At 68.7% G+C, this 12239-nt stretch carries 8 protein-coding genes; 6 read left to right on the top strand and 2 right to left on the bottom strand.

The genetic code is table 11. The features are described from left to right. Positions 1 to 16 precede the first annotated feature (16 nt). Complete coding sequence (locus NPA30_RS08605; RefSeq protein WP_256802214.1) at positions 17 to 2464, bottom strand: transglycosylase domain-containing protein; 2448 nt, start codon at positions 2462 to 2464, stop codon at positions 17 to 19. Positions 2465 to 2811: 347 nt separating this feature from the next. Then, the gene (locus NPA30_RS08600) at positions 2812 to 4206 is read right to left on the bottom strand and encodes a dipeptidase (protein WP_256802213.1); all 1395 of its coding nucleotides are present in this window, start codon (positions 4204 to 4206) and stop codon (positions 2812 to 2814) included. Between the two features lie 669 nt (positions 4207 to 4875). On the opposite strand from NPA30_RS08600, the gene polA reads away from it, so the two are divergent. The 6 genes from polA (at position 4876) to NPA30_RS08570 (ending at position 12113) form a co-directional block, all read left to right on the top strand. Continuing rightward, complete coding sequence (polA, locus tag NPA30_RS08595; protein ID WP_256802212.1) at positions 4876 to 7821, top strand: DNA polymerase I; 2946 nt, start codon at positions 4876 to 4878, stop codon at positions 7819 to 7821. A 2-nt stretch (positions 7822 to 7823) separates the two neighbouring features. After that, entirely contained in the window at positions 7824 to 8531 is a 708-nt protein-coding gene (gene pyrF, locus NPA30_RS08590; protein ID WP_256802211.1) for an orotidine-5'-phosphate decarboxylase, read from the top strand. Positions 8532 to 8554: 23 nt separating this feature from the next. Then, a complete protein-coding gene (locus NPA30_RS08585; RefSeq protein WP_256802210.1) occupies positions 8555 to 8848 on the top strand; it encodes a DUF1330 domain-containing protein in 294 nt (97 codons plus the stop codon). Continuing rightward, positions 8838 to 9407, top strand: a complete 570-nt coding sequence (locus tag NPA30_RS08580; RefSeq protein WP_256802209.1) for a GNAT family N-acetyltransferase — start codon at positions 8838 to 8840, stop codon at positions 9405 to 9407. Before NPA30_RS08585 ends, NPA30_RS08580 begins: the two co-directional genes overlap by 11 nt. A 281-nt stretch (positions 9408 to 9688) precedes the next feature. Further along, positions 9689 to 11506, top strand: a complete 1818-nt coding sequence (locus NPA30_RS08575; RefSeq protein ID WP_256802208.1) for a polyhydroxyalkanoate depolymerase — start codon at positions 9689 to 9691, stop codon at positions 11504 to 11506. 181 nt (positions 11507 to 11687) lie between these two features. Continuing rightward, on the top strand, positions 11688 to 12113 hold the full coding sequence (locus NPA30_RS08570; protein ID WP_256802417.1) for a DUF2852 domain-containing protein: 426 nt from the start codon (positions 11688 to 11690) through the stop codon (positions 12111 to 12113). The last annotated feature ends 126 nt before the right edge of the window (positions 12114 to 12239 follow it).

Genomic DNA, 12239 nt, shown 5'->3' with positions numbered 1-12239 from the left:
AGGCCCGCCAAAGAGTTCAGCCGCCGAACAGGCGGTGGAAGATCGACCGGTCGACGGCACGCCCACCACCCACCGGGCCCTCGAGCACCGCGTCGGGCGGAAGATCTTCGCGCCCGACATAACGCGGCCGACCAGCGGCTTCCGGCAGACGGCGGTCGTCCCGGCTCCGGCTGTAGTACCGCGCGTTGCCGTAGGGATCGCTCGAATACGGGTCGCCCGGGTACGGATCTTCGTCGTCCGGCTGATCGGCATAGCGCTGGTCACGGCGCGATCCCCGGTCGTAGGGATCCGCCGAGTAAGGCTGGCCGGACTGCGGATCGACCGGCTGAACGGTGTGCGCAACGTTGGCGCCGCCTCGGTCGTCTCCCGGTGCGTAGGTATCCTCCGGTGGCAGTTCCCCGTCGCCATAGTCGTTGGAGACGTCGGCCGTCAGCGGCTCCTGGGGCTGGCCGATCCGGTAGTCGCCCGGCAGCGGCATCGCCGGCAGGCCCTTGTGGGCCGCTTCCATGAAGCTGTGCCAGGCCTGGGCGGGAAGTCCGCCGCCGGTCACCTTCTTCATCGGCTTGCCGTTGTCGTTGCCAAACCAGACGCCGGTGGTGAGATTGGAGGTGTAGCCGAGGAACCAGGCGTCCTTGAAGTCTTGCGTCGTGCCGCTCTTGCCCGCCACCTGCCAGCCCTTCAACTGCGCCGCGCGACCGGTACCGGAGGTGACGACCCGCTCCAGCATCGCGTTCATCTCGCCGAGCACGGTCGGGTCGACGACCACCGGCGGCACCTCGGCACCGCGCTCGTAGAGCACCTTGCCGTCGGTCGTGGTGACGCGGTTGATGAGGTGGGGCTTGGCGAGATAGCCGCCATTGGCGAAGGGCGCGAAGGCGCCGGTCAGCTCCATCAGCGACACCTCCGACGTTCCGAGCGCGATCGATACGTTGTCGGCGAGGTCGGAAGCGATGCCAAGCCGGTGGGCGGTCTGGATCACCGCGGTCGAGCCGACGCTGTCGGTCAGCTTGGCCGAGACGGTGTTCAGCGAGTGAGCGAGGGCATCGGCCAGCATCACCGGCCCGCGATAGCGGCGATCGTAGTTTTCGGGCGTCCAGTTGCCGATCTTCACCGGCCCGTCCACCACCACCGACTCCGGCTTCCAGCCGAACTCCATCGCGGTCTCGTAGACGAAGGGCTTGAAGGTCGAGCCGGGCTGGCGCCTGGCGTCCACCGCACGGTTGAACTGGCTCTCGGCGTAGTCGCGCCCGCCGACCATCGCCCGGATCGCGCCGGTGCCGTCGATCGAGACGAGGGCGCCCTGGGAGACGTTCTGCTTGGCCTCGTCGATCGTCGTGCGGATGGCGCTCTCGGCCTCCTTCTCCAGGCCTTTGTCAATGGTCGTCTCCACCACGACGTCCTGGTGCACGTCCCCGATGAGGCCCTTGAGGTCCTTCATCACGAGATCGGCCGCGTAGTTCTCGGCGCCCGTCCAGTAGCTCTTGGCCTTGGTCGGCTTGGCGGCCTTGGCGTCCGTGTATTCGGCCTCGCTGATCATGCCCTCGGCGCGCATGGCGTCGAGCACGACGTCCGCGCGATCCTTGGCGGCCTGCGGATCGCGGGCCGGCGACAGGCGGGAGGGCGCCTTGAGAAGGCCGGCGAGGAGCGCGGCCTCGTCGAGCGAGACATCCTTGGCCGATTTGTTGAAATACCGGCGCGACGCCGCTTCGACGCCCGTCGCCCCCGAGCCGAAATAGACCCGGTTGAGATACATCTCGAGGATCTGGTCCTTGGTGAACTTGCTCTCCAGCCAGAGCGCCAGCACCGCCTCCTGCACCTTGCGCTCCAGCGTCTGCTCGGGATTGAGGAAGATGTTCTTGGCGAGCTGCTGGGTCAGCGTCGAGCCGCCCTGCACGGTCTGGCCGGCGGTGACGTTCTCGAAGGCCGCGCGCAGGATGCCGAGCGGGTCGACGCCCCAGTGGGAGTAGAAGCGGCGATCCTCGATGGCGACCACCGCCTTCGGGATGTAGGGCGACATCTCGTCGAGCGAGACGGCCTCGCCCCCGGTCACGCCGCGATTGGCCAGCATCTGGCCATCGACGGCAACGATCTTGACGTTGGGCGGCCGTTCCGGGATCGCCCACGCCTCCTGCGGCAGCTTGATGGCGAAGTAGCCGGCGACGCCGGCGACCGCGATGCCGCCCCACAGCGCGCAAAGAACGGCAAGATAGACGAGGCGGCCAAGAAGGCTGCGGCGCCGTCGCGGGCGACCGGCGCGGGATTGGCGCCGCGCCTCGGCGGCCGAGCGCACCGTCTCGGGCGCGGCGTCCCGCTCCTCGCGCCGCCGCTGCCGCTTGACTGTCGGCTTGCGCACGTCTCCGGCGTCGGGGACGGCTCGGTCCTCCGCCGACAGGCGCAGATCGTCCCCGCTCCTTTCACCACCGAAGGTCGGTTCGATCCGCTCGCGTCCGCGCCGTGTGGCCATCCAGTCCTGCCTCGTGATCGTGCCGGATCCGCCGGCACCCCTTCATCAAGGGGGCTGCCGGCCGGTGTTGCACCCGCCGCCGGCACGTTCATGTCGGAACTGCGATCGCGACGTCGAGCCCCCTCGCGTCAGGTGTTCCCTGCAGGCTAAATGCGGCGAATTAACGGGATGCTAAGGGATCGCCGACCGGCTGATCGTAGGGTTGACGCAAGGAAAGATCTTGCCAGAGCACGGCGTGCGCGATAAGCAGCAGGTCTGACCTGACGTTTCAGGTAGGGGGCGCGGCACCTTCACACCCCTCTTGCCGCGCTTCCCTTCATTTTTTCCGACCCACCGTCTCCAGCCGCTCAGCCGGCGTCCGTTCCGAGCGCCGCCAGAACACGCGCCCAGGAGCGCTGCCCCTGGTGGAACGAGCTCATCTCGTATTTCTCGTTCGGCGAGTGGATCCGGTCGTCGCCGAGGCCGAAGCCGATCAGCAGCGATTCCATGCCGAGCCGGCGCTTGAACTCGCCGACCACCGGGATCGAGCCGCCCATCGAGATCATCACCGCCGGCTTCGGCCACTCGTCCGAGAGCGCCTGGCGGGCGCGCTCGAGGATCGGCGAGTCGAAGGGCAACTGGATCGCCGGCGAGCCGCCATGCGGGTGGAACTCGACGCGGCAGTCGGCCGGCAGCCGCGCCTCGACGAAGGCGCGGAAGGCCGCGCGGATCTTGTCCGGGTCCTGGTCGAAGACGAGGCGGAAGGAGACTTTCGCATGGGCCTCGGCGGCGATCACCGTCTTGAAGCCCTCGCCGGTGTAGCCGCCCGTTATGCCGTTGATCTCCGCGGTCGGACGCGACCAGGTCTGCTCCAGCACCGAGCGCCCCGTTTCGCCGGCCGGCACCGAGAGCCCGACCTCGCCGAGGAACTCGGACGGATCGAAGTCGAGCCCGTCCCAGACCTTGCGGATCTCCTCGGGCAGCTCCGGCACGCCGTCGTAGAAGCCCGGCAGCGTCACGCGCCCGTCGGCGTCGTGCAGGTCGGCCAGGATCTTCGACAGGATGCGGATCGGGTTCGCGGCGGCGCCGCCGTAATAGCCGGAGTGGAGGTCGCGCGAGGCGGCCTTGATGGTGATCTCCTCGCCGACGAGACCGCGCAGGCCGGTGGAGATCGCCGGCGTCTGCTTGTCCCACATGTTGGTGTCGCAGATCAGGGCGACGTCGGCCGAGAGCTCCTGCTTGAACTCGTCGAGGAAGGGCAGCAGCGACGGCGAGCCCGACTCCTCCTCGCCCTCGAGGAAGATCGTCACGCGGCAGGGTAGGCCGCCGGTCTCGGCGATGTAGGCCCGGCAGGCCTCGATGAAGGTCATCAGCTGGCCCTTGTCGTCGGCCGAGCCGCGCCCGGTGATGCGGCGGCTGCCGTCCGGCTGGGTGACGATCTGCGGATCGAAGGGCTCGCTGTCCCAGAGCTCGAGCGGATCGACCGGCTGCACGTCGTAGTGGCCATAGAACAGGACATGCGGCGCGCCGGCCGGGCCGTCGCGATGCGCCACGACCATCGGATGGCCAGCAGTGTCGCGCACCGCCGCCTCGAAGCCGATGGCCGACAGGTCACCCGCGAGCCATTCGGCCGCCCGCCGGCAGTCCGCCGCATAGGCCGGATCGGTCGAGATCGACGGGATACGCAGCAGGTCCTTCAACCGCTCGACCGAGCGGTCGAGATTGAGGTCGAGGCAGGCGAGGACGCTGTCGAGGGAAGCCATGAGACGCACCGCTGTGGGAGGGACAGGATCGACGGGCGCTCGGGCTCGTCCGTCTCCCTTAGGACCACGCGGCGGCCCTTGGATCAAGTCTCGCGGCGGTGGGGTGGGCCTGTCCCTGCCGTGGCAGGGTTGCAACATCGTCGGACGCAGCCTGCCGTGGCAGGATCCGCGCCATGAAGAAACCGTAATCCGGCAGCTCAGATTGCGTCGACGGGGGCGTCGGGGACGGCAAATCCGGCAATAAAAAAGAGCCGTTGCGGCCTGGAGGGGGATCTACCGCAACGGCTCTTACTGATCAGCGACGTCCCGAAGAGGGGGGGGTCGGGGACTGCCGCTTTCTTTCTCCGGCGCGAGAGCGGGGGACAAGCTTCGGGCCGAACGCGGCGCTCTGTCGTGCGCCGTTGGTCCATATCTGCGCTTTCGATTCGGTCGGTTCAAGCAGGGCGGTTGCGGTAAGCTGTCACATCGGTGTGAGAACCGCCTGAACGATCGGTAACATCTTCCGCAACCTGCGTGGCTACTGATCGATACGCAAGTAAGGCCGATGGTCTGCGCCTCTTTGCTTCGCCGGGTGCTGCGAAGCCGGCGCGACGCCGCCTCTGGCAGGGCAAGCCGCCGCACCTCGCAGCTTGATGGACTCGCCGCCTGCGCCGCGCTACGAGCGGACCCATGCAAAAGGGCGATCACCTCTTCCTGGTCGACGGGTCGGCCTACATCTTCCGAGCCTATCACGCGCTCCCGCCGCTCACCCGCAAGTCGGACGGCCTGCCGGTCGGCGCGGTCGCCGGCTTCTGCAACATGCTGTGGAAGCTGATCGAGGAGTCGCGCGACACCTCGGTCGGCGTCGCGCCGACGCATTTCGCGGTGATCTTCGACCACTCGGCCAGCACCTTCCGCAACGACTTCTACAGCGAATACAAGGCCAACCGCTCGGCCCCGCCGGAGGACCTCAGGCCGCAGTTTCCGCTGATCCGCGAGGCGGTGCGGGCCTTCGACCTGCCCTGCATCGAGAAGCAGGGGTTCGAGGCCGACGACCTCATCGCGACCTACACCCGGGAGGCGCTGGCGGCCGGCGGCGACGTCACCATCGTCTCCTCCGACAAGGACCTGATGCAGCTCGTCGGTCCCTGCGTCACGCTTTACGACCAGATGAAGGACAAGCGCCTCGGTCCGGACGAGGTGAAGGAGAAGTTCGGCGTCTATCCGGACAAGATGATCGACCTGCAGGCGCTGTGCGGCGACACCTCCGACAACGTGCCGGGCGTGCCCGGCATCGGCGCCAAGACGGCCGCGCAACTTCTCGACGAGTACGGGACGCTGGAGGCGCTGCTGGAGCGGGCCGGCGAGATCAAGCAGGCCAAGCGCCGGGAGAACCTCCTTGCCTATGCCGAGCAGGCGCGGCTGTCGAAGCGGCTGGTGACGCTCGACCAGAACACCCCGCTCGACGTGCCGCTCGACGACCTCTTCATCCACGAGCCCGACGGCGAGAAGCTGATCGGCTTCCTCAAGGCGATGGAGTTCACGACGCTCACCCGGCGCGTCTCGGGCAAGCTCGGCACCGACGCGAGCGCCGTGGAGGCGGCCGCCGTGGAGGTGGACGGGCCGGTGCATGGACCGGATCTCGACCCTGACTATCCCGTCGAACCCGCAGCCAAGGCGGCATCGGCGAACGGCGCGCTGCTGGCGCTGTCCCCCAAGGCACATTCGCAGGCCCTGCTCGAAGCCGCGCTCGCGAGCAGCTTCGACCTCTCCGCCTACGACACCGTCCGCGACGCGGCGACGCTGGCGGCCTGGATGGTCGAGGCGCGTGACGCCGGCGTGATGGCGTTCGACGTCGAGACCGACTCGCTGACGGCGATGAACGCACGGCTGATCGGCCTGTCCTTCGCCACCCGGCCGGGCCGGGCCGCCTATGTGCCGATCGGCCACAGCTCGTCGGAGACCCGCGATCTCTGGGCCGAGCCGGGCGAGGGCGAGGCCGAGGGCGGCGTCGGACCGCAGATCCCGCTCGACGAGGTGCTGGCGCTCCTGAAGCCGATCCTGGAGGACCCGGCCGTCCTGAAGGTCGGCCACAACCTCAAATACGACTACCTGGTGATGCTGGAGCACGGCATCGCCATCGCGCCCTTCGACGACACGATGCTGATCTCCTACGCGCTCGACGCCTCGTCCTCGCTCGACGGGCACGGCATGGACGAGTTGTCGGAGCGCTATCTCGGCCACAAGCCGATGACCTACAAGGACCTCTGCGGCTCCGGCAAGTCGCGCAAGGAGCTGGCGCACTGCTCGATCGAGAGCGTCACGCACTATGCCGGCGAGGACGCCGACGTGACGCTGCGGCTGTGGCGCGTGCTGAAGCCCCGGCTTGCGGCGGAGGGGCTCGCGGCGGTCTACGAGCGGCTGGAGCGGCCGCTGATGCCGGTGCTGGCGCGCATGGAGCAGCGCGGCATCCGCGCCGACCGCGACATTCTCTCCCGGCTGTCCGGCCGCTTCGCCCAGAAGGCGGCGGCACTGGAGGCTGAAATCTCCGACTATGCGGGCGAAAGCTTCAACCCCGGCTCGCCGAAGCAGCTCGGCGAGATCCTGTTCGGCAAGCTCGGGCTGCCCGGCGGAAAGAAGACCAAGACCGGCCAGTGGTCGACCGACGCCAAGGTGCTGGAGGATCTGGCGGCCGAGGGTCACGAGCTGCCGCGCCGCATCGTCGACTGGCGGCAGCTGACCAAGCTGAAGGGGACCTACACCGACGCGCTGCCGACCTACATGGACGCCAACGCGCGCATCCACACCTCCTACTCGATGGCTTCCACCACGACGGGTCGCCTGTCCTCGTCCGAGCCGAACCTGCAGAACATCCCGGTGCGCACCGAAGAGGGCCGGGCGATCCGAACCGCCTTCGTCGCGCCGGAGGGAAAGCGGCTGCTGTCGGCCGACTACAGCCAGATCGAGCTGCGCATTCTCGCCCACATGGCCGACATTCCGCAGCTGAAGGCGGCCTTCCAGCGCGGCGAGGACATCCATGCCCGCACCGCGTCGGAGATGTTCGGCGTGCCCGTCGAGGGCATGGACCCCTCGGTGCGCCGGCGCGCCAAGGCGATCAACTTCGGCATCGTCTACGGCATCTCCGCCTTCGGCCTCGCCAACCAGCTGTCGATCCCGCGGGAGGAGGCGGGCCTCTACATCCGCCGCTACTTCGAACGCTTTCCCGGCATCCGCGGCTACATGGACGAGACCAAGGCCTTCTGCCGCGACAAGGGCTATGTCGAGACCCTGTTCGGCCGGCGCGCGCACTATCCGGACATCAGGCACTCCAACCCGTCGGTGCGCGCGGCGCTGGAACGCGCCGCGATCAACGCGCCGATCCAGGGCACCGCGGCGGACATCATCCGCCGGGCGATGATCCGCATGGAAGCGGCGCTCGCGGCCGCCGGCCTGTCGGCGAAGATGCTCCTGCAGGTGCATGACGAGCTGATCTTCGAGGTCGAGGAGGACGAGGTGGAGGCGACGATCCCGGTGATCCGCGGTGTCATGGAGGGCGCGGCGGCGCCGGTCGTCGAGCTGTCGGTGCCGCTCGTCGTCGACGCGCGCGCCGCCTTCAACTGGGACGAGGCGCACTGACGATGACACTGCCGCAGGACAGCGCCCGCAACCGGCTGATCGTCGGCCTCGACGTCGACGGCCGGGCGGAGGCCGAGGCGATCGTCGCCGAACTGGGCGAGGCCGTCGCCTTCTACAAGATCGGCTACCAGCTTGCCTTCGCCGGCGGTCTGCCGCTGGTCGAGGAGCTCGCCCGCGCCGGCAAGGAAGTCTTCCTCGACCTCAAGCTCCTCGACATCGCCAACACGGTCGAGAAGGGCATCGAGAGCATCGCCCGCCTCGGCGCGACGATGACGACGCTGCACGCCTACCCGCAGGCCATGCGCGCCGCGGCGAAGGCGGCCGAGGGCACCGGCCTGACGCTGCTCGGCGTGACCGTCCTGACCTCGCTCGACGCCGCGGACCTGAAGGCGGCGGGCTACGCGTCGAGCGTCGAGGATCTCGTTGCGATGCGCGCGCGCCAGGCCCGCGAGGCCGGCCTTGGCGGCATTGTCGCCTCGGCGGCCGAGGCTTCGGCGGTGCGCGGCATCGTCGGGCCGGACATGGCGGTGGTGACGCCGGGCATCCGGCCGGCCGGATCCGCCGCCGGCGACCAGAAGCGCGTCATGACGCCGGGCGACGCCCTGGCGGCCGGCGCGTCGCATCTCGTCGTCGCCCGGCCGATCGTGGCGGCGCCGGACCGGCGTGCCGCCGCGCAGGCGATCCTCGCCGAGATGACCGCCGTCCTTTGAACACCGACAGGGAGGAGAGACGCATGCCCAAGGGATACTGGATCGCGCGCATCGATGCGCAGAACCCGGAGCGCTACAAGGACTATGTCGAGACGGCGCGTCCGGCTTTCGAAGAGTATGGCGCGAAGTTCCTGGTGCGCGGCGGCGAGCATCACGCCGTCGAGGGTCCGGCGCGGGCGCGCAATGTCGTCATCGAATTTCCGACGCTGCAGGCCGCGCTCGACTGCCACGCCAGCGCGCAATACCAGAAGGCTGCGGCGATCCGGCAGGAGGTCGCCGAGGGCGAGATCGTGATCGTCGCGGGGCATGACGCCTGAGCCACCGAAGGGGCGGAAGGCCGGCCGCACCGCGTTCGACGGATTTGCGCCGGCCGGTTATCGCATCCGGATGATGGAGCCCGGCGAGGCGGAAGCGCTGCACCGGATCGACACGCGGGCGACCCTCATGCTCGCCGGCGCGGGCAAGCCGGACCTCGTCTCAAACCCGCTCGACCGCTTCGTGCACTTCCTTCTGCGGCACGACGTGCTCGTTGCCGCGCAGGAGCATGACGGCGCGCCGGCGGGCTTCGCCGCGGGCGCCCCGTTCCACGAGGTCTACTGGCTGGCGGAGCTCGGCGTCGATCCGGACCATGGCCGCCGCGGTCTCGGGACCGCGATGGTGCGAGCCGTCGCAGCGCGCGCCGGCTGGTTCCGGCACCCGGCCGTCGCGCTCTCGACCTTTGCCGATCTGCCCTGCGGCGTGCCGTTTTACGAGCGCATCGGCTTCCACCCACTGGCCCCGAAGGACGTCCCGCCCTGGGCGGAGGCCCGGCGGCGCGAGGAGGCGCCGCCGGGGTCCGACGGCAGCGACCGGGTGGTGATGATCCGCCGGCTGTGACGCCAACCGCGCGCGGCCGTGCCGACAGCTTGGGCCCGGCAACCACGCCTGCTTCCGGGCGCCGCGCGCCCGACCCTTCCCGCGAAAGCACCGGGTAAGCATTGCGGTCGTAGTCTCGCAGCGGCGGCCAACGGTGCCGAGGACCCCATGCCGCCTCATGCGGCAGATCTTGCGACCGCACTTGACGGTAAGCCGGCCGAACTTTGACCCGTCAAGCAGGCCCGCTATTTGTGCGCTGCAACAGCCGGTGCTAGTTTCGACCAAACCGAAAGCGGGAGTTGATGTTGTACCAATTCTTCGAGTGGAACCACGCCGCGCTCGCTCCCCTTCGCGCGGTCGCCGATGCGACGAAGCTGATCTGCCAGAACCCGCTCAATCCCTTCGCGCAGACCTATACCGGCCGCACGATCGCCGCGATGGCCGAGCTCTTCGAGCGCACCACCCGCGTCTATGGCAAGCCGGAGTGGCGGCTCCACGAGACGGTGGTCGGCGGTCAGCGCATTCCGGTGATCGACAAGGTGGTGTGGGAAAAGCCGTTCTGCCGTCTGATCCATTTCGAGCGCGCGCTGCCGAAGAAGCACGGCCGCGACCCGAAGTTCCTGCTGGTCGCGCCGATGTCCGGCCACTACGCGACGCTCTTGCGCGGCACCGTCGACGCGCTTCTGCCCTATGGTGAGGTCTACATCACCGACTGGGTCGACGCGCGGACGGTTCCCGTCGCCAAGGGACGGTTCGACCTCGACGATTACGTCGATTACCTGATCGAGATCCACCACCACCTCGGGCCGGACGTGCACGTCGTCGGCGTCTGCCAGCCGGCCGTGCCGGTGCTGATGGCGGTGGCGCGCATGGAAGCCGAGGCCGACGCCGCCGTACCGGCGTCGATGACGCTGATGGGCGGCCCGATCGACACCCGCGTCAATCCGACGGCGGTGAACCGTCTGGCGCTCGAGAAGGGCATCGACTGGTTCCGCAACAACGTCATCATGAAGGTGCCGTTTCCGCAGCCGGGCTTCATGCGCGACGTCTATCCGGGTTTCCTGCAGCTGACGGGGTTCATGTCGATGAACCTCGACCGGCACATGAACGCCCACAGGGACTTCTTCTTCCATCTCGTGAAGGACGACGGCGACGGCGCCGACAAGCACCGCGAGTTCTACGACGAGTATCTGGCGGTGATGGACCTGACCGCCGAGTTCTACCTGCAGACGGTGGAGAAGGTCTTCATCGAGCACGCGCTGCCGCGGGGAACGATGACCCACCGCGGCAAGCCGGTCGACCTGACGGCGATCAAGCGCGTCGCGCTCCTGACCATCGAGGGCGAAAACGACGACATCTCCGGCGTCGGCCAGACCGAGGCGGCGCAGCACCTCTGTTCGTCGATCCCGGCCGACAAGAAGGTGCATTACGTCCAGCCGAAGGTCGGCCATTACGGCGTGTTCAACGGCTCGCGCTTCCGCTCCGAGATCTGCCCGCGCATGGTCGACTTCGCACTCACACACGGCACCACCCACTCGGCCGCGGCCCTGCCGAAGAAGCGCGGCCCTGCGGCCGCGCCGGCACGTGAGGGCGCCGTGGCGTCGCGCGAGGAGAAGGCACCGACGCTCTCCGTCGAAGCCGCGGTGGTGGACGCCGCGGTCAAGCAGGACGCCGCGCCGGCCGTCGAGCCTGCCGTTGCGCCCGCACCGGTGTCGCAACCGACCACAGCAGCCCCGACGTCTTTCCTCCGGAAGACCCCGGTCCTGAAAAGCACGGCCGGCACCGCCGCGGCGATTCCGGCCGCGCCCGTGCCCGGTCTCGTCAAGCACAAGGTCAAACCGGACGACGACACGCCGGCACCGGCCGCAAAGAAGTCCAAGCCGTTCGTCCGCAAGCCGGAGCAGGGCGGCTTCGCCGCGTCGCCCGCGCTGGCCGGTGCCATCCTGCACGAAACGCCGGAGGAGGGCGGACCGGGCAAGGCGGCGGCCAAGGGCAGGATCGCGGCAAAGGCTGGGGGCGCCGTCAAGTTCGGGGCCGCCGGCAAGGCGACATCCGAGCCGGCGCCGCGGCGGCCACGTGGCGGCGCTGCTTCACGCAAAGCAGACGACAGCAGCAGCTGAAGTCCATCCAGGCCCGCATCTTCGGGTAGCATGAGACTCCGGCTGATCCGAAAGATCATCTGCTGCTGCGTCAGTAGAGTGAATTTTCACTCGTCGATGATTGAACCGCGTTGTTGCGATTCCCATGTCATGGTTAAGCGATGCACGGAGCATCGTGGGCTTTTGAAAGGGAAGCACGATGGTGACTTCGCAGGCATTGATCCGGCCGGCCTGGACGCCGGCGACGATCGCGCTGATGGTTCTCGGCTTCATGGCGTTCTGGCCCCTCGGCCTCGCCATGCTCGCCTACATCCTGTGGGGCGATCGGCTCGAAACCTTCCGGCGTGACGTCAACCGCGGCACCGACCGGCTGATGTCCGGGTTCCGCCGCTCGACGGCGCGGATGAACTTCGGCGCCGAGCGGACCGGCAACGTCGCCTTCGACGACTGGCGCGAGGCCGAACTCGCCCGGCTCGACGCGGAGCGTCGCAAGCTGCAGGAGGCGAGCGCCGAGTTCGAGGCCTACAGCCGCGAGCTGCGCCGCGCCAAGGACCAGGAGGAGTTCGACCGCTTCATGAGCGAGCGGGCCCGGAGCCGGGCCGCGGGTGGCTCGGTGGTCGACGGCTAAAGCCGAAATCGCAGGACGGCGGCCTCAGGGCCGCCGTCCTCATGTTCGCAGCAGTCAGTCGGGCCGCGCTCCCGCAACCGGATCGTGGTGGGGGCGGCCGGTGTAGAAGAAGTCCGAGCGGTTCCC

Source organism: Mangrovibrevibacter kandeliae, from assembly GCF_024519155.1.
GTDB lineage: Bacteria > Pseudomonadota > Alphaproteobacteria > Rhizobiales > Rhizobiaceae > Mangrovibrevibacter > Mangrovibrevibacter kandeliae.
Note: the sequence above shows the minus strand (reverse complement) of the source record. Positions and strands in the feature narration are given on the sequence as shown.